15 protein-coding genes are annotated in these 19,495 nt (G+C 55.8%); 10 read left to right on the top strand and 5 right to left on the bottom strand.

Translation table 11 applies throughout. The features are described from left to right. The first annotated feature begins 32 nt into the window (after positions 1-32). The 7 genes from ACFQ14_RS13160 (at position 33) to ACFQ14_RS13130 (ending at position 8,521) form a co-directional block, all read left to right on the top strand. Positions 33-1,004: an agmatinase gene (locus ACFQ14_RS13160; RefSeq protein WP_377213289.1), complete on the top strand. Its 972-nt coding sequence runs from the start codon at positions 33-35 to the stop codon at positions 1,002-1,004. A gap of 236 nt (positions 1,005-1,240) precedes the next feature. Next, positions 1,241-1,771 (top strand): peptidoglycan-associated lipoprotein Pal, encoded by a 531-nt coding sequence (pal, locus tag ACFQ14_RS13155; protein WP_377213216.1) that lies wholly within the window; start codon positions 1,241-1,243, stop codon positions 1,769-1,771. A 186-nt stretch (positions 1,772-1,957) separates the two neighbouring features. Then, positions 1,958-3,001: a tol-pal system protein YbgF gene (gene ybgF, locus ACFQ14_RS13150; protein WP_377213215.1), complete on the top strand. Its 1,044-nt coding sequence runs from the start codon at positions 1,958-1,960 to the stop codon at positions 2,999-3,001. Continuing rightward, a complete protein-coding gene (gene tilS, locus ACFQ14_RS13145; protein WP_377213214.1) occupies positions 2,992-4,023 on the top strand; it encodes a tRNA lysidine(34) synthetase TilS in 1,032 nt (343 codons plus the stop codon). Before ybgF ends, tilS begins: the two co-directional genes overlap by 10 nt. Before the next feature lie 115 nt (positions 4,024-4,138). Continuing rightward, a complete protein-coding gene (ftsH, locus tag ACFQ14_RS13140; RefSeq protein WP_377213213.1) occupies positions 4,139-6,070 on the top strand; it encodes an ATP-dependent zinc metalloprotease FtsH in 1,932 nt (643 codons plus the stop codon). Positions 6,071-6,396: 326 nt separating this feature from the next. Beyond that, the gene (gene glmM / locus ACFQ14_RS13135) at positions 6,397-7,746 is read left to right on the top strand and encodes a phosphoglucosamine mutase (RefSeq protein WP_377213212.1); all 1,350 of its coding nucleotides are present in this window, start codon (positions 6,397-6,399) and stop codon (positions 7,744-7,746) included. A gap of 163 nt (positions 7,747-7,909) precedes the next feature. Continuing rightward, positions 7,910-8,521, top strand: a complete 612-nt coding sequence (locus tag ACFQ14_RS13130) for a PilZ domain-containing protein (RefSeq protein ID WP_377213211.1) — start codon at positions 7,910-7,912, stop codon at positions 8,519-8,521. 16 nt (positions 8,522-8,537) lie between these two features. Here the strand turns inward: ACFQ14_RS13130 and ACFQ14_RS13125 are convergent, their stop codons facing one another. From ACFQ14_RS13125 to ACFQ14_RS13105, 5 genes are all read right to left on the bottom strand, one after another. Beyond that, positions 8,538-9,380, bottom strand: a complete 843-nt coding sequence (locus ACFQ14_RS13125; RefSeq protein WP_377213210.1) for an AAA family ATPase — start codon at positions 9,378-9,380, stop codon at positions 8,538-8,540. Between the two features lie 81 nt (positions 9,381-9,461). Continuing rightward, entirely contained in the window at positions 9,462-10,685 is a 1,224-nt protein-coding gene (coaBC, locus tag ACFQ14_RS13120; RefSeq protein ID WP_377213209.1) for a bifunctional phosphopantothenoylcysteine decarboxylase/phosphopantothenate--cysteine ligase CoaBC, read from the bottom strand. Between the two features lie 10 nt (positions 10,686-10,695). Then, a complete protein-coding gene (gene ubiB, locus ACFQ14_RS13115) occupies positions 10,696-12,276 on the bottom strand; it encodes a 2-polyprenylphenol 6-hydroxylase (RefSeq protein ID WP_377213208.1) in 1,581 nt (526 codons plus the stop codon). A 9-nt stretch (positions 12,277-12,285) separates the two neighbouring features. After that, the gene (gene ubiE / locus ACFQ14_RS13110) at positions 12,286-13,074 is read right to left on the bottom strand and encodes a bifunctional demethylmenaquinone methyltransferase/2-methoxy-6-polyprenyl-1,4-benzoquinol methylase UbiE (protein WP_377213288.1); all 789 of its coding nucleotides are present in this window, start codon (positions 13,072-13,074) and stop codon (positions 12,286-12,288) included. Between the two features lie 181 nt (positions 13,075-13,255). Continuing rightward, positions 13,256-15,169 (bottom strand): PhoX family protein, encoded by a 1,914-nt coding sequence (locus tag ACFQ14_RS13105; protein WP_377213207.1) that lies wholly within the window; start codon positions 15,167-15,169, stop codon positions 13,256-13,258. A 185-nt stretch (positions 15,170-15,354) separates the two neighbouring features. Between ACFQ14_RS13105 and cmk the strand changes: the two genes are divergently transcribed. From cmk to rpsA, 3 genes are all read left to right on the top strand, one after another. Continuing rightward, complete coding sequence (gene cmk, locus ACFQ14_RS13100) at positions 15,355-16,011, top strand: (d)CMP kinase (RefSeq protein WP_377213206.1); 657 nt, start codon at positions 15,355-15,357, stop codon at positions 16,009-16,011. Between the two features lie 10 nt (positions 16,012-16,021). Beyond that, entirely contained in the window at positions 16,022-17,491 is a 1,470-nt protein-coding gene (gene xylB, locus ACFQ14_RS13095; protein WP_377213205.1) for a xylulokinase, read from the top strand. A gap of 254 nt (positions 17,492-17,745) precedes the next feature. Beyond that, on the top strand, positions 17,746-19,452 hold the full coding sequence (rpsA, locus tag ACFQ14_RS13090) for a 30S ribosomal protein S1 (RefSeq protein WP_377213204.1): 1,707 nt from the start codon (positions 17,746-17,748) through the stop codon (positions 19,450-19,452). Positions 19,453-19,495 lie beyond the last annotated feature (43 nt).

The following is a 19,495-nucleotide window of genomic DNA, read 5'->3' as shown; positions in this document are numbered from 1 at the left end:
TTTTGAGCGAAACCCAAGCCGAGACCGTAGCAATGGCCCATCCCGATTTTCAGCCCATTTCCGGCTTCGACCTACCGCGCTTCGCAGGTGTCCCTACTTTTATGCGGCTGCCACATCTGACGCCGACCGATACTTTATACGACGCCGTTGATATTGGCTTCGTGGGCGTTCCTTGGGATGGTGGAACAACCAACCGCCCCGGCGCACGCCATGGCCCCCGTCAGTTGCGCGATCTGTCCACCATGATCCGAGCCGTTCATCCTGTCTCGCACATCAATCCGTATGAACTCGTCAATTGTGCCGATCTGGGAGACGTTGCGCCAAACCCGGCTGATCTGATGGCGACGTTAGACCGGGTCACCGCTCACTATTCCGATTTGCACGGTAGGGGTATCACGCCCTTTACCGCTGGTGGCGACCATCTGATTTCCCTGCCCATCCTGCGGGGTTTGGCTAAAGACGCTCCGTTGGGCATGGTTCACTTTGATGCGCACACAGACCTTTACAACGAATATTTTGGCGGCACACGCTACACCCACGGCACCCCATTCCGTCGCGCCATTGAAGAAGGCTTGTTAGACCCAAAACGCGTCGTTCAAATTGGCATACGCGGCACGATGTATGACGGCGAGGATATCGAGTTTGGCCGTTCCGTCGGCGTTACCATCATCACCATTGAAGAATTTAAAGCCCGCGGACCTGCTGATGTCATGGCGCAGGCGCGTGAGATTGTGGGCAGCGAGCCGACCTATTGCTCATTCGATATTGATTTCATTGATCCGGCCTTTGCTCCAGGAACCGGAACGCCGGAAATCGGTGGGCCGGATACCTTCACCGCGCAATATTGCGTGCGCGAAATGCGCGGGCTTAATCTCGTTGGCTGTGATCTGGTGGAAGTTTCACCGCCATTCGACCCATCGGGAAACACAGCATGGGTTGGCGTTTCGATGATGTTCGAGATGTTGTGCGTTTTGTCTGAAGCGGTTGCCAAGCGCAAAAAGTAGGGCAGCGCGACAATTTCGCCGCGATGTGGCCCCATTTTCCCTGTTTGGACGTGCAGTCCGCAATTTTCGGCATGTAATCATCATCAAACCCCTGCGTTAAGGCTTCATTTACCCAGTTTCTTGAGCCGCCCTTAACGGAATATTGGTTATCAAAAGATCACCGCGTTGTTTGCAATTGTCCCGAAAAAGGAATTTGCGTCAGCGCCCAATCGACACCATCGAGAAGGAGACGGGCAATGCGCCTGACACTTCAAACAGCCAACGCCACGCGCGCCGCTACAATCGCCACCCTAGTTGCGCTTGCCGCCGTCGCCGGCTGCACCAAGAAACAAACGTTGCCGAACAATTCGGCGCAGCTTGGCCTTAACAGCAGCAACAGTGCTGGCGCTGCTACGCCCGGCTCGACGCAAGACTTCACAGTCAATGTGGGTGATCGCGTCCTCTTTCAGACCGATTCAAGTGCGCTCACCGCAGAGGCTCGCCAAACGCTCGACAAACAAGCGACGTGGCTAAACCAATACGCCCAGTACCGCATAACCATCGAAGGCCACGCTGACGAACGCGGCACCCGCGAATACAACATCGCACTCGGTGCCCGCCGCGCGGCGGCAACACGCGACTATCTGGTTGCCCGCGGTGTGCCCCGCACACGGTTGCGCACCATTTCCTTCGGCAAAGAACGTCCGGTCGCCACATGCGATGACATTTCGTGCTGGTCGCAAAACCGCCGTGCCGTCACCGTTCTTGGCGGTGGCAGCGGCTCTTAAATCTGAATTCCAGTTTCCACTACAGCAAATGCGGCTGCATCTTCCTGCAAATATCAGGACGTGCAGCCGTTTCGCTTTGTAAGCCAACAAATTTTGGTCAGGCTTTTCCAGTGTGATATTGAAGATGCGGGAACCGAGCGGTTCCACAATCTCACAACGGCCCAATAACGCGGAGACCCGCCAGACATGAACCGAAACCTTTTCAATGCCGTGGCTCGCCTTGCCACCACCTTGCCCCTCGTCGCTCTGTTTTGCGCACCCTCTCAAGCCACAGACTTCAAGCGTCCCGCCATGCCTCTCGGTCAAGTTGCTGCACAGCCCCCCGTTATTTTGGCGCAAAGCGGCGATGCGGTCTTTCGGGTGAATGAGTTGGAAGAACAGGTCCGCGGCCTGAACGGCAAAGTCGAAGAACTGACATTCCAATTGCTGCAATTGCAGGAAGAACTCCGCCGTATGCAGCAAGATAACGAACTGCGCTTTCAAGAACTGGAAGAACGCCGAGGTGATGCCGGGAGCAGCACAGATAAAGACGTGGCTCAGTCGGGAGACGACAGCCTGGGAAAGTCTGAAACGTCCGCAGCGCAAAGCACGGACGTAAAGCCTGAAGAGCCTGCGAGCACTCAGCCGCAGGACACCAACCAGAATATAGCGATTGCGCCGCAGACTAGCGACGCGCCTCCCGTCAAACAAGACGAGGCTCCCAAAACGCTGGGTACGCTCACATTTGATGACAACGGCAACGTTATCGATGCCGGTCGACCTGAACACTCCAGCCCCGGCGAGAAATTGCCAGGCGTGTTCAGCGACGGCGTTGATGGCGGCGTTGAAGCGGCAGAATTTGGCCCCACGCCCAACGCGGTTTTTGAAGCGGGCACCATTGCTTTGAAAAACAAGCGTTACAAACGCGCCGAGCAGGCCATGCGTGCCTTCGTAAAAGCATGGCCCAAAGACCCCAAAGAGGGCGAGGCGCTTTACACACTGGCACAAGCGCTTTTCTGGCAGCGTCAATATCTGGAAGCAGCAAACACCCATCTCGACACCCACAACGCTTACCCCGATGCCTCAACGGCGCCAGAAAATCTGCTCGGCCTTGGGCTGGCCCTTGCGGGTTTGAACCAGCGCGAGGTTGCCTGCGTGACGTATAGCGAAGTTCTGAAGCAATACCCTGAAGCCGTGAACCGCCTTGCAGACCGCGTGCAAGCAGAGCAGGCTGCCGCCAAGTGCTCCTGAAGCCAAGCGGAAAAGTTCTGGTCGCCATTTCAGGCGGTAGCGACTCAACCGCGCTTTTGCACATGTTGCGTGAAACAATCGCCCCTGCTGACTTGTTTGCCGCCACCGTAGACCATGGCCTGCGCCCGACCGCGAAAGACGAGGCCAAACAGGTATCGCGCTGGTGCGCTGATCTTGGCGTCCCGCATGAAACTCTGACTTGGCGTCCCAAGGGAAACCGCAACGGGGAATCCGCCCGCTTGGCCCGCTACGCTCTTTTGGCCGATCACGCCCGCAAATGCGGAGTGAAGACAATCGCAGTCGGCCACACACTAGACGATCAGGCCGAAACAGTATTCATGCGCGCACTGCGCTCCCGGACTGAAAGCGGCACAATAGGCCTTTCCGGAATGTCTGAACATACGGCTTACGACGAGTTGACGATCTGGAGGCCTTTGATAGGCCAACGCCGTGCAGCCCTGCGGGCTTTTCTGCAGGCAGAAGGAATCGGCTGGCTCGACGATCCGACCAACCGTGAAATCATGCAAGAGCGCATCCGTATCCGGCACACTTTAGGGCATTCGCCGGACAATCTTGCCGAGAAGATCGCTCGAATGGCTGAACTGGGACAACGGGATCGGCTGTGGCTGAGTGAACGAGTTGCAGAAGTTTTGATCCGCTGCGCACAACTGAAGGAAGACGGCTCGCTTGAATTGACTGTTGAACCAGATATGCCCCGCCGCCTCCTGCGGGAAGCCTTCTCCCTGCTGATTATGTCAGCGGGTGGCAGCAACCACCGCCCGGCACTGTCAAAATTTGGCGATTGCGTCGATTGCGCGGTCTCTCAAGGGCGGATGGCCAAAACTGTGGCGCGGGTTCTCGTGACGGTTTCAGGGCGCAAAGCCCGATTTGAACGTGAGGCAAGGCACTTGGGAACGGGCAGTGTTTGGCCCAAAGTTCCCTTCCAACGTTTCCGGGGCGCGAGCGATGACCCAGTTTTTGCCGTTTTGAGCGAGCTAATTGGACAAACCCGTTCAACATAACGGGAGGAATTGACGCAGAAGGCCACTCGCGGCTTGGCACGGGCCCTTCTGGCTCCTATCTTACCGTGGACGGTGGTGTAGATTGTTACGCCGCTAAACTTTTGGGACAGTTCGCATGAACAATAATTTCAGAAACATCGCTCTTTGGGGACTGATCGCAGTTCTTTTGATCGCCCTTTTCCAGATGTTCCAGTCGCCCTCTGACCAACGCGCGACCACCGAAGTGGCCTATTCGCAGTTTGTCGAAGCGGTTGAGAAAGGCCGTGTTAAATCGGTCACCATCCAAGGAGAGCGCATCAGCGGCGAATATTCTGATTCCGCCACTGGCTTCCGCACTTTCGCGCCTTACGATCCTGAGCTGGTCAAGCGACTGCAAGATCAGAATGTAGAGATCACCGCAACGCCCCGCACCGATGGCCGTACGACCTTTACCGGCATGCTGTTGAATTGGTTGCCACTTTTGCTGATCGTTGGCGTGTGGATTTTCATCATGCGCCAGATGCAGTCTGGTCAAGGCAAAGCGATGGGCTTCGGTAAATCGAAGGCGAAGTTGCTGACCGAAGCGCATGGCCGTGTGACATTCGCAGACGTTGCCGGCGTTGACGAAGCCAAAGAAGACTTGGTGGAGATTGTCGACTTCCTGCGCGATCCGCAAAAGTTTCAGCGTCTTGGTGGTAAGATGCCTCACGGCGTCCTGCTCGTCGGCCCTCCCGGAACTGGCAAAACACTGACCGCCCGTGCCGTTGCTGGCGAAGCAGAAGTGCCGTTCTTCACAATTTCGGGTTCTGATTTTGTCGAGATGTTCGTCGGCGTTGGCGCAAGCCGCGTGCGCGATATGTTTGAGCAAGCCAAGAAAAATGCCCCGTGCATCATCTTCATTGACGAAATTGATGCTGTTGGCCGCCATCGCGGTGCCGGTCTTGGCGGTGGCAATGATGAGCGTGAGCAAACGCTCAACCAATTGCTTGTTGAGATGGATGGCTTTGAAACCAACGAAGGTATCATTTTGATTGCAGCCACCAACCGCCCCGACGTTCTTGACCCCGCGCTGTTGCGCCCCGGTCGTTTTGACCGTCAGGTTGTCGTGTCAAATCCGGATATCATTGGCCGTGAAGCAATCTTGAAGGTTCACGTTCGCAACGTGCCGCTCGCACCGAATGTTGATTTGAAGGTTGTTGCCCGTGGCACCCCCGGCTTCTCTGGCGCTGATTTGATGAACCTCGTTAACGAAGCAGCTTTGCTTGCAGCCCGCCGCGAAAAACGGTTGGTCACGGCGGCTGAATTCGAAGACGCCAAAGACAAGGTCATGATGGGTGCAGAGCGCCGCACGATGGTCATGTCTGAGGAAGAGAAGCGCAATACAGCCTACCATGAGGCCGGCCACGCGCTGGTCGCAATCACGGTGCCGTCTTCGCATCCCGTGCACAAAGCAACCATCATTCCACGGGGCCGAGCGCTTGGCATGGTGATGCAACTGCCAGAACGCGACCAGATTTCCATGTCGTTTGAAGAAATGACGTCGCGCCTCGCCGTTATGATGGCTGGTCGGGTTGCAGAAGAGCTGATCTTCGGCAAAAAGAACGTCACTTCTGGCGCACAGTCGGATATCGACCAAGCCACCCGCTTGGCCCGTGCAATGGTGACCCAGTGGGGTTTTTCCGACAAGCTCGGTAAGGTCTCTTACGGTGAAAACCAACAAGAGGTCTTCCTCGGTCACTCCGTTGCGCAATCCAAGAATGTGTCGGAAGAAACTGCCCAGATTATTGACGAGGAAGTGCGTCGTCTCGTTGATGATGGCTGGAAGGAAGCCAAGCGCATCCTGACCAAGCGCAAAAAAGACCTCGAAACATTGGCTCAGGGTCTTCTTGAATACGAGACACTGTCTGGCAGCGAAATTGATGATCTGCTTGATGGAAAACCACCATCGCGCGATCTGGGCGACGACACACCGCCTTCGCGTGGTAGCGCAGTGCCAAAGTCCGGCTCGTCCAAGCCCAAAAAAGGCGATGCCCCTGATGCCGGTGGAATGGAGCCCTTGCCAACGTAAGGCTTGGCCCGCTCCCGTATTTAACCAAGAACACGAAAACCCCGTCGATTTGGCGGGGTTTTTTGTTTATTAACAACGGGAACGCATAATGCTGCGAGCAGCAATTGAAACAATTCGTCACAATTCTTGAAGCGGACTGTAAACGATATCTGTTAGACGTTCTCCAACCGTTGGGCATTTGTTGTGCCGGGGAACAACGCTAAAAACACCGCGATGGTTAGTTTTGGGGGAGTCTCCCTTAGCTTATTGACTGGAAGCAGCCAGTTCTGCGTCTAAACTCTGTCGGCATGTTGGCGCGGATCGCCACAAAGGAAATGGGCAATAGTATGAGTGATCGGAAATATTTCGGGACCGATGGAATTCGGGGATACGCGAACAAGTCACCGATGACTGCTGAAGTCGCCATGAAGGTGGCGATGGCAGCTGGCCTCACCTTCAAGCGTGGCAGCCATCGCCACCGCGTCGTTATCGGTAAGGATACGAGGCTCTCCGGCTATATGATCGAAAACGCTCTTGTTGCCGGTTTCACAGCCGCAGGCATGGATGTTTTCCAGCTTGGCCCTGTGCCGACCCCGGCTGTTGCGATGCTCACCCGTTCGTTGCGGGCAGATATTGGCGTTATGATTTCCGCTTCTCACAACGCCTATCATGACAACGGAATCAAACTTTTTGGTCCAGATGGCTTCAAACTTTCCGACGAGATTGAACGCAAAATCGAAGCGCTCATTGATGCTGATATGACCGACAGTCTCGCGCACAGCGACAAAATCGGCCGCGCCAGCCGCGTTGATGGCGCGGATGAGCGTTACATTGAGTTCGCCAAACGCACCTTGCCGCGAGCAATGACCTTAGACGGCCTGCGCGTGGTTGTTGATTGCGCCAATGGTGCCGCTTACAAATGCGCGCCAGCTGCCCTTTGGGAACTTGGCGCTGAAGTCGTTACAATTGGCAATCAGCCCAATGGCGTGAACATCAATGCCGAATGCGGCTCTACCCATACGGCAAATCTTGCCCGCAAGGTGAACGAAGTTCGCGCCGATATTGGCATCGCGCTTGATGGCGACGCTGATCGGGTGATTATCGTCGACGAGAAGTCTAATGTGGTGGACGGCGATCAATTGATGGCCGTCGTCGCACAAAACTGGAAAGAGCGCGAACGTCTTTCAGGCCCGGGCATCGTGGCAACAATCATGTCCAATCTCGGTCTTGAGCGTTTCTTGCAAGACCAGAAACTGTCGCTCGCCCGCACGCCAGTGGGAGACCGCTATGTTGTTGAACGTATGCGCAAAGACGGTTGGAATGTTGGTGGTGAGCAGTCTGGCCACATCGTTTTGTCAGACTATGCTACGACGGGCGACGGTCTTGTCGCCGCACTGCAACTGCTGTGCGTGGTCAAGACCTGGGACAAACCGGTTAGCGATGTTTGCCGCCGTTTTGAGCCCGTGCCGCAGGTTTTGAAAAACGTGCGGTATTCCAGCGGTGACCCGCTCGAAACATCCACGGTTAAAGAGGCTATTGCTGATGCCCAATCGCAATTGGCAAACGCTGGCCGCCTTGTCATCCGCAAATCAGGCACGGAGCCGCTGATACGCGTCATGGCCGAGGGGGATGACAGCAAGTTGGTTGAGACTGTGGTCAACGATATCGTCGGAAGCCTGCGGAAAGCCGCCGCCTGATCGCTGTTTCAGATGCTCGAATTAACTCGTCGCTAACCCTGTTAGACGAATTGAGGCTGCCCATGCCCCTGCACGCCTACGGTTTCCTTGCGTCAATCTAATGTAAAGAAACTCTCTTTACTTTAACCGATAGGGATATGGGAAACACTTACAGGCAGGGAAAATGTTCAAGCCATCTGTTCGCCCGCGTGGGCTGAATGCGGTCAATGCAAAAGTGGTGAAAGAGCCAAAGCAGCGCGCTGAGCGTCGCGAGGTCATTCGCTCTGCCAAGATCAGTGTCGATGGTGACAACGATATAATGGATTGCACGATCCGTGATATTTCAACGGGCGGTGCCCGTATTTCCGTCGCCCGCCCGGCGGACCTTCCGAATTCGTTCATGCTGATTTGCCGCGCAGACGATATGGTTGCGCGTTGTCAGGTTGCATGGCGCCGTGGCCACGAAATGGGTCTTCGTTTCGTGCGCAAAGGTATGTTGTATCAGGAAGCGGATTTTCGCCGTGATCAAGCCCATACCAACCGGATGGAAGCTGCCAACCGCGAGCGGGCTTCTCAGACCCAGAACGCTTTCGTAGCAAGCGCCGAAGCTGAAGCAATGGCCGCAAACTACCGCATCATGCAGTTAGATCCGACATTGAGCTACAATGCTGAGCAGTTGAAGCATCGCTTCCGCACACTCGCAATGCGCGCCCATCCCGATCAAGGCGGCAGCGTTGCTGACTTCCAGCGTTTGACGAAGGCCTATAACGCCATTGTCGCCGGTATCATCCACTAAATTTTAGTGTCGAACGCTAGCTGCCCTGCCGCCGCGCCATAAAGGCAAGGCGCTCGAACAGGTGCACATCTTGCTCGTTTTTCAGCAGTGCTCCGTGTAGCTTTGGCAGGGCGTTGGTCGCTTTTTCGCGCAGCGTTTCCGGCTCGACATCGTCCGCAACCAGCAGCCGTATCCAATCCAGCGCTTCCGACGTTGAAGGTTTTTTCTTCAAGCCGGGTGTTTCGCGCACTTCATAAAACTGCGTCAACGCCTCGCGCACCAACCGTTGTTTGATGCCGGGATAGTGGACGTCGACAATTTTTTCCAGAACATCGGCTTCCGGGAACGAGATATAATGGAAAAAACAGCGGCGCAGAAAAGCGTCCGGTAATTCTTTCTCGTTGTTTGAGGTAATGATCACGATAGGGCGGTTTTTCGCCTTCACCGTCTCGTCCAACTCGTAGCAATAGAACTCCATTTTATCGAGTTCTTGCAGCAGGTCGTTTGGAAATTCGATGTCTGCTTTGTCAATCTCGTCGATCAGCAGCACAACCTTTTCATCGGTTTCAAACGCTTCCCACAGCTTGCCCTTCTTGATGTAGTTGCGAATGTCTTCAACTTTTTTGTCACCAAGCTGAGAATCACGCAGACGCGAAACTGCATCGTATTCATAAAGCCCTTGTTGGGCCTTCGTGGTGGATTTCACGTTCCATTCCAGCATTCGCAAACCGAGTGAAGAGGCGATTTGTAAGGCAAGCTCGGTCTTTCCAGTGCCGGGCTCGCCTTTCACCAAAAGCGGACGCTCAAGCGTAATGGCTGCGTTGACAGCGGTGGTTAGGTCTTCGCCTGCAACATAGTCTTTGGTGCCGGAAAATTTCATGGAGTTGATCTCAAGGATTATCGGTGTTTGCAGTGTTTATGGCGCAGCGATATGCACCATGCAACGTGTCAAAGCTGCCCGCTAAACGGAGACTGTCTCAAAGCGCTGGGCTATCCGCTCCACGAGCTTTGCTGCGACGTCTTCTTTGCTCATTTTCGGCCAAGCCTCGTCATCATGAGCCGAGATCAGCCGCACTGTATTGGCATCGCCGCCAAATACATTGTTCTCCTCCGATACATCATTGGCAACAATCCAGTCCGCACCCTTTTTCGCCAATTTGGCGCGTGCGTGATCAACCACATTTTCCGTCTCAGCCGCAAAGCCGACAACGAGAGCAGGGCGTTTTTTGCCGTTGCCCACACCGGCTAGAATGTCTGGGTTCTCTATCATTGAAAGCGCGGGCGGTTTTCCGCTTTTGTCTTTCTTGATTTTCTCGCTCGCTTGGCTGTCGACCCGCCAGTCCGCAACCGCCGCCACGAAAACCGCAATGTCCGCGGGCAGGGCGCGATCAACGGCCTGCTGCATATCAACTGCGCAGATGACGTTGACCACGGTTACATCGTGTGGATCGGGAATGGATACCGGGCCAGAAACCAACAGAACTTCGGCTCCCGCTTGTGCCAGCGCCGCCGCGATTGCGTGGCCCTGTTTGCCGGAAGAATGGTTGGAAATATAGCGCACGGGGTCGATATCTTCCCGCGTTGGGCCAGAAGTGACGATAGCCCGTTTGCCCGCCAGTGGCTTGGGCGTGTTGTCGAGCAAGTCTTCTGCTGCGCGAAGAATTTCCATCGGTTCTGCCATGCGACCCGCGCCAGCTTCGCCACTTTCGGCCATCTCGCCCTCATTCGGACCGACGAAGTGCTTACCATCGAGCGAAAGTGTTTCAACATTGCGTTGCGTGGCTGGGTTGTCCCACATGGCGGGGTTCATCGCAGGCGCGACCAAGACAGGCGCGGTGGTGGCAAGCAGAACAGCTGTTGCCAGATCGTTCGCCAAGCCGTTCGCCATCTTCGCCATCAAATCGGCAGTTGCAGGGGCAACGATGATGAGATCAGCTTCGCGCGCCAGCCGGATATGGCCGATATCTTGCTCCGCCTCACGGTCCCAAATATCGGTGAAAACCGTGCCACCGGAAATTGCACCAACGCTCATCGGCGTTACGAATTGTTGGGCCGCTTCGCTCATCACCACCCGCACATCCGCCCCGCGCTCGCGAAGGCGACGGATCAGGTCGAGACACTTGTAGGCAGCAATTCCGCCGCCGATGACGAGAAGGATGGATCGCTGGGAGAGTGTCTGCTTCATGGTGACAGCTTTACACGAACTGTTTCCAAACCAAAGCAGCTAGACTTGCTGCAATCACCCAAAGTGCCACACGGCCGGAGCGTGAGTGGCGGGCTTCAGCTTTGCCGATGGCTTCGATTGTGGGCTTGTCCAGCCGCACACCATTGGCGGCCATGGCGTCAATTTCCTGCGAAAGTGCTTCCGCACGCTTGGCAAAGATCGGTGCTTGGCGCGCCAGTTGCTCAACGGCCTTGAACCCGTCTCGAGCCTCGTCCAGCCGCCCAAGAGGGCCGATCAGACGCGTAACATAGGGCACAACTACGGGACCAGCAGAAGTCCACATATTGAAATTCGGGTCTAGCTTTCGAGCAACGCCTTCGACGACAACCATCGTTTTTTGAAGCAAGATCAATTGCGGCTGCGTGCGCATTTCGAACAATTCAGTGATTTCGAACAACAGCGCCAACAGCGCCGAGATGGAAATATCTTCTGCGGTACGACCATAGATCGGCTCACCAACGGCACGCAGCGCTTGGGCGAAAGAATCCACATCCTTGCCGCGTGGCACGTAACCAGCCTCGAAATGAACTTCTGCCACGCGGCGATAGTCGCGTTGAATAAAACCGTAGAGGATTTCCCCGAGGAACCGTCGCTCCGGTTTGCTCAATCGTCCCGCAATGCCCATATCCACAGCCACAATGTCACCGTCGGGCGCGAGGAACAGATTGCCGGGATGCATGTCGGCATGGAAAAATCCGTCGCGCATGGCATGGCGCAAAAAGCTCTGGTTGAGATTGTTGGCGACAGTTGCAAGGTCGTGGCCCGACGCCCGCAAAGCCTCCATATTATTCATCTTGATACCGTCGACCCATTCCATCGTCAGGCAATCGCGCCCCGTGCGCTCCCAGTCGATTTCCGGCACTCGAAATCCGGGGTCGTTTTTCACGTTGTCAGCCATTTCCGAAAAAGCCGCAGCTTCGACCCGCAATTCCATTTCCAGCTTGGCGGATTCAGCCAAAATATCGACGCTCTGCACAAGCATCAGCCGCCGTGCGGCAGGGAACCAACGGGTTATGAAATGGGCGGCGGTGTAGAATGTTTCCAAATCCCAGTTGAAGCGCTCGCGCACACCAGGTCGGATAATCTTGATCGCCACATCGCGTTCAATGCCGTCTTTATCCCGCACCCTTGCTTTGTGGACTTGAGCAATGGAGGCGGCAGCAACAGGCGTGCCGAAATCGACAAACAGAGTATCCACATCGCGATTCAATGTGGCCTCAACCGTGCGACGGGCGTACTTGATGTCGAACGGCTCCATCCGGTCTTGCAACATTTCCAAATCGCGTGAAATGCTCTCGCCCACAATGTCAGGACGGGTGGCGAGAAACTGTCCAAGCTTCACCCAGCTTGGCCCCAGCCTGTTGAGTGCATTGGCGAGAATCTTGGTTTGGGGCGCGTCCACTGCCCGTCTTCTGCGCACAACCTTTGCGATGGATTTGGCCAAGCGCACAGGTGGCGGTGCGCCTTCTTCCGGCAGGGCCGTCACCACGCCTTCGCGCATCAGCACCCATGCTGCGCGCGCCAGCGAAAACCATGATCGAATACCGGCCATATGAAACGCTTAAACTTTCCAGCCTGTGTGGAGAGCGGCAATTCCGCCCGTCATGTTGCGATAGTCTACGCGTGAAAAACCCGCCTCGCTAATGAAAGACGCAAACCGCTTTTGATTGGGGAATTTGCGGATCGATTCTACCAGATACTGATAGCTCTCCGCATCGCCGGTGACCATTTTGCCGATGGGTGGAATAGCCCTAAACGACCACTCTTCGTAAAAGCGCTCTAGAAACGGCACATCCACTTCCGAAAATTCAAGGCACAGAAACTGCCCGCCCGGTTTCAAAACGCGATAGGCCTCAGACAATGCATGGTCCATACGCGGTACGTTGCGGATGCCGAAAGCGATTGTATAGGCGTCGAACGAATTGTCCTCAAATGGCAATTCTTCCGCATTGGCTTCAACAAAATCGCAATTGTCGATCAGCCCGTTCTTGTGTGCCCGTTCTTCGCCCTCGGCCAACATGGAACTGTTAATGTCGGAGACAGTGACGTGCGCATTGCGGTGGGAAGCCTCGATGATGCGGAACGCGATGTCGCCGGTGCCGCCTGCCATATCCAGCGATTTCCAGCCGGGGCGTTTTGGTGGATTGACCTTCGACACCATGGCCGTTTTCCAAATTCGGTGAACGCCCATCGACATCAGATCGTTCATTATGTCGTAGCGACGCGCGACTGAATGGAAAACGTCGTTCACCTTCTCTTGCTTCTCGCCTTCGCCCACACGGGTGAAGCCGTAGGCTGTGCTCATATCTTCCGGCGCTGTGGCGCGGTTTGTATCGCTGGGAGAGGTCATATCGGCAAACTCGAACTGCATTATTGCCGATCATATAGGCCGGAAAGCTTCGAAGTTCCATGCGGCATGTGGGAGATTGGTGAACGCGATGGGAGCCAGACAAGAAAAAGGGGAGATCATTTCTGATCTCCCCAGTTTGGGCCGCGCGATAGGGGCTTACGGGCGACCGATTTTGTAGGCATTATCCAATAACGGCACCATCATCGCGACGGATTGCGACCACTGCAGAACGCGGAACGGTATCGCCACCGTTCGGCCAATGGGAATTACCGCGTTCGCCCGGATGCTGCACGCCGACAAACAGTGTTTTGCGGTCCGGCGACCATGCCATGCCAGTGATTTCGGCCTCATTCGGACCCACAAGGAAGCGGCGGATTTCGCCCGTCGCCGGGTCGCCCACCAACATCTGGTTGTTTCCCATTCCAGCAAAATCATCCTTGTTGGAGTAATTGCCGTCGGTCTGGATCCACAACAGTCCTTTTTGGTCAAACATCAGTCCATCGGGCGAGTTGAACATATTGCCAGCATTCAGGTTTTCCGAGCCTGCATTGGCATCGCTGTGAACCGTTGGATTGCCCGCCATCACGAAAAGATCCCATGAGAACTCTTCGACTGTGTGATCGCCGTCGGCCGGGCGCCAGCGAACGATCTGACCGTATTTGTTGGCTTCGCGCGGGTTTGGTCCGCCAACTGGTGTAGGATCACCACCGGCATTGGGTTTGATACCGCGGTTCTTGTTGTTGGTGAGTGCGCAATACACTTCCGCTTTCAACGGATTGACGGCGACCCATTCCGGGCGATCCATCGTCGTCGCTCCGACTTTTGAGGCGGCCTGACGGGTGTGGATGCAGATTTCAGCCTTGTCCATGCCGGTCGTTTCCGGCGTTAGCGCCATCCAACGCCCGCTTCCGGTATCGTCGAATTTCGCAGCATAGAGCGTGCCGTTCGTCAGCAGGTCGTCGGTATCGCCGCCTTCCGCATATACGCCGTCAGAGACGTATTTATAAAGAAACTCTCCGCGTTCATCGTCGCCCATATAGACCACGATGCGCCCGTCGGCGTTGACAACAACTTCCGCGTTCTCGTGCTTGAAGCGACCGAGCGCGGTGCGTTTTTTTGGCGTCGAATTTGGGTCGCGCGGATCAAGCTCCACCACATAGCCTGCGCGGTTGGGTTCGTTCGGGTGTTTGGAAACGTCAAACCGCTCATCTACCCTTGCCCAACCATATCCCCAGTCTTTGGCCGAAACGCCGTAGCGCTTCAGCTCGTCGGAGACTTTGTGGTCCTCATTGGCTGCGGAGAAATAGCCGTTGAAATTTTCCTCACAGGCCAGATAGGTGCCCCAAGGCGTTTCACCGTTGCCGCAATTGTTCCATGTTCCCAGCGTTTTTGTACCAGTGGGGTCGGCAGCGGTTTTCATAAGATCATGTCCCGCCGCGGGGCCGGTAATTTCCATCGGCGTATCGGGCGTGACTCGGCGGTTCACTGGCGAGTCTTTCACGATCTGCCATTTGCCGTCGATGTCCTTCACCTCAGCAACTGTCAAGCCGTGAGCGTTCTTGCCCTTGATGACGTCATCATCGGTAAGCGCCTTGCCATCGGGATTGTTGCCCCAGATGATCTTTCGGTTGGTGTATTCGTTGTTCAACACCATGATCTTGCGGTCGCCATCGGCGAAGATGCTCATGCCGTCATTGTTGTCGCCCACCGCAAGCGCTTGGCTTTCACCGGTGCCTCGCGTGGTTTCGTCAAAATCGGGCGCTTCAGAAAACAGCGCATCGCCCCAGCGCGAAACGACTTGCGCATTGTACCCCTTTGGCACGGTGATATCGTCCATAGTGTTGGCGGCAACGCCTTCAAAGCCAAAGCGCCGGGTGGCGGCTTGCGCGGAAAGGGGTGTTAGGGCCGTTGTGGCACCAGCAACAGCGACCACCGACCCCATCGCCAAGACGCCTGACAAGAACCCACGGCGCGAGATGGCACGTTCGACAACGGCATCAAAATCGTTGTCTTCAGACTTTGGATTGATGATTTCGTCATACTCGTCAAAACTTATTTCATCGTCGATAGGGTGGACGTGATTTTGATCCATCATGGTGTGCACTCCTCTTTCATTAGCATCGCCAACGGATGCCCTAAGACACCATTGGACCCCGGTAGTTGCAATTTGATGACACCAATATGAAAGCAATGTGACAGCCGGAAATGGCAACGTCGACTGGCGCGATCACCCGCACTAATTTCATTGAGTTTGCTCTTGTGTTGCGATAGCAGCAAGGAATGACTGAGCCTTTCATCATTGCCATAGACGGCCCCGCTGCGTCCGGAAAAGGAACGCTGTCCCATCGCATCGCGCAAGTTCTGGGCTTGCGCCATCTTGATACCGGTTTGACCTACCGAGCTGTTGCCCATGCTCTATTAAGCGCGGGTGAGCCGCTTGACGACGAGGCGACTGCCGTTGCCGCCGCCAAGCGTATCGACTTGGGAGCGCTGGAGAAATCCGTGCTGGCTCAACACAAGATTGGTGAGGCGGCGTCCAAAGTGGCAGTTATGTCGCTGGTTCGCTCAACTCTGGTGGAGCAGCAGCGCCTTTTCGCCAACGCGTTGCCAGGGGCGGTGTTGGACGGGCGAGATATCGGAACGGTCGTTTGTCCTGATGCTCAGGTGAAGCTCTATGTCATCGCTTCGCCGCAGGTGCGGGCCCGTCGCCGCTGGGCTGAAGTTCAGGAGCGCGGAAACTTGAGCGGCACGGATGCGAGTTTCGAGACTATTCTGGCCGATATCGAAGCGCGGGATGCGAGAGACATGGGACGCGCCGACAGTCCGCTCAAACCCGCTCAGGACGCGACCACTATCGACACCAGTGATATGAGCATCGACGCTGCCTTCGAGGCTGCCATGCAGATCATCGAACAGCACCGCAAGCCCAACGCTTAAGGACCGCTGGATGTATCTGGGTATCGACATAGGTACATCGGCGGTCAAAGCGCTCGTTGTGGATAAAGACCAAACCGTGCTTGCGACCAGTGATGCCCCGCTGAAGGTATCACAACCGCAAGCGGGGTGGAGCGAACAGAGCCCGGAAGACTGGTGGGCGACTACTCAAATCTGCTGCTCCAAACTGGCGCAACTTTTGGGTGCGCGCTGGGGTGACATTCAAGCCATTGGCCTTTCAGGGCAAATGCACGGCGCGGTATTGCTCAATGCACATCACAAAGTCTTGCGCCCCGCGATATTGTGGAACGATGGCCGCAGCGCTCCGCAATGCGACGAGATGAATGCCGCCTTGGGTGATATCGAAACGACTGCAGGCATCACCGCCATGCCCGGCTTCACGGCACCCAAAGTATTGTGGTGCGCCCAAAACGAGCCGGAAATCCATCACGCCATCGCTCATATATTGCTGCCAAAAGACTATGTGGGTCTATGTCTGACCGGGGAAATGGCAACAGACATGGCAGACGCTGCCGGCACCCTCTGGCTGAACCAGAAGCTGCGTCAGTGGGATGATAGTTTGTGCGCAGCAAGCGCAACCGACCCTGTTTGGCTTCCCAAGCTGCACGAGGGTACGCAAATCACGGGTGGCTTGTCCGCCAGCGCTGCTGAAAGCCTTGCTCTTAAAGCGGGCATCCCGGTCGCCGCAGGCGGAGGGGACGCTGCTGCCGGTGCGCTCGGCATTGGAGCGGTCAACGAAGGTGATGCCTTTGTTTCGCTCGGCACATCCGGCCAGCTTTTCGTTGCCAACGAGAGATACAAGCCCGCGCCTCAAACGGCTGTGCATTGCTACGCCCATTGCGTGCCAGATCGGTGGTTCCAAATGGCTGCCATGCTCAACGGCGCAAGCCCAATGTCATGGCTTGCAGACTTTTTGAGCCAAGATATAGCCTCGCTGCTGACGAAAGCAGAAGCGGCCAGCGATGCGCCGCTTTTCCTGCCCTACCTCACGGGTGAACGCACGCCGCACAATGATGCAAACATCAGAGGCAGCTTCTATGGGCTTACCCCGAGCACAGACGGCGGAAGCGCTATGCGCAGTGTGGTAGACGCGATTGCCTACACATTCTGCGATGCGCGTGAATGCTTGGAACAGGCAGGGAGCCCGATTTCTACCGTTGCCGCCATCGGTGGCGGTTCTCGCAGCAATTTCGTGTTGCAAACCATGTCGGACGCGATGGATGTGACAATCCAGCGTTACGTTGGTTCTGAAACCGGCCCGGCCCTCGGCGCAGCGCGTCTGGCTATGGTTGCAACGGGCAATCACACCCTTGCCGAAGTGGCGCTAAAACCAGCTTTTGACCGCGCTTTTACACCCCGCGCCAACCAAGCAGCAAACCACGCGCAGCGGCTTGAGCAATGGCGCGCCATGTATCGCGCTTTACAGCCACTTTCTCTTGCCAAATTTGGCAAAACCCCATAAGAAACCGCCACGTTGGTCATCGCAGTTTGCGTTGTCGGCCAGCCAGAGCAAGAAGTTGCACCAAAGGGCGTCTATCCGCGCCTTCCCAACCGCTCAAAATAACCGCCTGATCGACGCTTACTGCGCCATCACTTCAAGGGCTGTCCGCGACCCGGACAACCCGGCATCGATTGAGGCTTTTTCAAACACAAACCCCGGCGCCCGGTCACCCGCATTTTAAAACACAATCCGCGCGTGGCCAATTTGGAGCATAAATGTCTGATATGAACCCCACGATGGAGGACTTCGAAGCCCTCCTAGACGAATCCCTCGCAGCTGTTTCCATCCAGGAAGGCACCGTTGTTGAAGGAATTGTGACTGCCATTGAAAAAGACATGGCCGTCATTGATGCAGGCCTCAAAGTTGAAGGCCGCGTCGCACTGAAAGAATTTGGCGCTGCCGCAAAAGACGGTGGCCTGAAGGTTGGCGATACGGTCGAGGTCTACCTCGAACGCGTCGAAAACATGATGGGCGAAGCCGTGCTTTCGCGCGACAAAGCCCGCCGCGAAGAGAGCTGGATCAAGCTCGAGAAGAAATTCGAAGCGGAAGAAAAAGTCGAAGGCGTTATCTTCAACCAGGTCAAAGGCGGTTTCACCGTCGATCTGGATGGCGCAACAGCCTTCCTGCCGCGTTCGCAGGTAGACATCCGTCCCATCCGCGACGTCACTCCACTGATGAACACACCGCAGCCTTTCCAGATTTTGAAAATGGATCGCCGCCGCGGCAACATCGTCGTTTCTCGTCGTACAGTCTTGGAAGAGAGCCGCGCGGAACAGCGCAGCGAGATCGTCCAGAACCTCGAAGAGGGTCAGATCGTCGAAGGCGTGGTCAAGAACATCACCGATTACGGTGCGTTCGTGGACCTCGGCGGCATCGACGGCTTGCTGCACGTGACCGATATGGCATGGCGCCGTGTGAACCATCCGACAGAAATTCTGTCGATTGGCGAAACGGTCAAAGTTCAGATCATCCGCGTGAACCAGGATACGCACCGTATCTCCCTCGGCATGAAGCAGCTTGAGAGCGATCCGTGGGATGCAATCGGCGCGAAATATCCGACCGATTCAAAAGTCACGGGCCGCATCACGAACATCACCGATTACGGTGCATTCGTGGAGCTGGAGCCGGGCATTGAAGGTCTGATCCACGTTTCCGAAATGTCATGGACGAAAAAGAACGTTCATCCGGGCAAAATCGTCTCCACTTCTCAGGAAGTCGAAGTCGTTATTCTGGAAGTCGATCCTGCCAAGCGCCGTATCTCGCTCGGCCTGAAACAGAACCTCTCCAACCCGTGGGATACGTTCGCTGACCAGTATCCGCAGGGAACGGTTGTTGAAGGCGAAGTGAAGAACAAGACCGAATTCGGTCTGTTCATCGGCCTCGACGGCGATGTTGATGGCATGGTTCACCTCTCCGATCTGGATTGGAACATGTCTGGCGAAGAAGCCATCGAGAACTTCAACAAAGGCGACATGGTCAAGGCCGTGGTGCTGGACGTTGACGTTGACAAAGAGCGCATCTCGCTCGGCATCAAGCAGCTTGACGGCACTGATCCAATGGACGGCGGCGACAGCGGCGAAATCCGCAAGAACTCGATCGTTACAGCCGAAGTGCTGAAAGTGATCGACGGTGGCTTGGAAGTGAAGATTGTCGATACCGACATTGAAGCCTTCATCCGCCGCGGCGATCTTTCCCGCGACCGCGACGAGCAGCGCCCGGAGCGTTTCTCGGTCGGCCAGAAGCTGGACGCCCGTGTCATCGTGTTCGACAAGAAAAACCGCAAGGTAAATCTGTCGATCAAGGCGTTGGAAATTGCCGAAGAAAAAGAAGCCGTCAAGCAGTTCGGTTCATCCGACTCCGGCGCTTCGCTCGGCGACATCCTCGGCGCAGCCCTGAAAAAGAACGAAGAAGACGCAAGCTAAGCCTCGCGCTTTCTTCTACGTTTAACAAACCCGGAAAAGCCCG

Origin of the sequence: Pseudahrensia aquimaris (assembly GCF_042676045.1) — a bacterium.
GTDB classification, from domain to species: Bacteria; Pseudomonadota; Alphaproteobacteria; order Rhizobiales; family Rhizobiaceae; genus Pseudahrensia; species Pseudahrensia aquimaris.
Note: the sequence above shows the minus strand (reverse complement) of the source record. Positions and strands in the feature narration are given on the sequence as shown.

Excerpts from the sequence above, each read along its gene's own strand:
- ybgF (WP_377213215.1), top strand. The coding sequence starts at position 1,958 with ATGAACCGAAACCTTTTCAATGCCGTGGCTCGCCTTGCCACCACCTTG.
- ACFQ14_RS13160 (WP_377213289.1), top strand. The coding sequence starts at position 33 with ATGGCCCATCCCGATTTTCAGCCCATTTCCGGCTTCGACCTACCGCGC.
- cmk (WP_377213206.1), top strand. The coding sequence starts at position 15,355 with ATGACTGAGCCTTTCATCATTGCCATAGACGGCCCCGCTGCGTCCGGA.
- rpsA (WP_377213204.1), top strand. The coding sequence starts at position 17,746 with ATGTCTGATATGAACCCCACGATGGAGGACTTCGAAGCCCTCCTAGAC.
- ACFQ14_RS13130 (WP_377213211.1), top strand. The coding sequence starts at position 7,910 with ATGTTCAAGCCATCTGTTCGCCCGCGTGGGCTGAATGCGGTCAATGCA.
- ubiE (WP_377213288.1), bottom strand. The coding sequence starts at position 13,074 with ATGACCTCTCCCAGCGATACAAACCGCGCCACAGCGCCGGAAGATATG.
- ACFQ14_RS13105 (WP_377213207.1), bottom strand. The coding sequence starts at position 15,169 with ATGATGGATCAAAATCACGTCCACCCTATCGACGATGAAATAAGTTTT.
- ACFQ14_RS13125 (WP_377213210.1), bottom strand. The coding sequence starts at position 9,380 with ATGAAATTTTCCGGCACCAAAGACTATGTTGCAGGCGAAGACCTAACC.
- coaBC (WP_377213209.1), bottom strand. The coding sequence starts at position 10,685 with ATGAAGCAGACACTCTCCCAGCGATCCATCCTTCTCGTCATCGGCGGC.
- pal (WP_377213216.1), top strand. The coding sequence starts at position 1,241 with ATGCGCCTGACACTTCAAACAGCCAACGCCACGCGCGCCGCTACAATC.
- xylB (WP_377213205.1), top strand. The coding sequence starts at position 16,022 with ATGTATCTGGGTATCGACATAGGTACATCGGCGGTCAAAGCGCTCGTT.
- ubiB (WP_377213208.1), bottom strand. The coding sequence starts at position 12,276 with ATGGCCGGTATTCGATCATGGTTTTCGCTGGCGCGCGCAGCATGGGTG.
- ftsH (WP_377213213.1), top strand. The coding sequence starts at position 4,139 with ATGAACAATAATTTCAGAAACATCGCTCTTTGGGGACTGATCGCAGTT.
- glmM (WP_377213212.1), top strand. The coding sequence starts at position 6,397 with ATGAGTGATCGGAAATATTTCGGGACCGATGGAATTCGGGGATACGCG.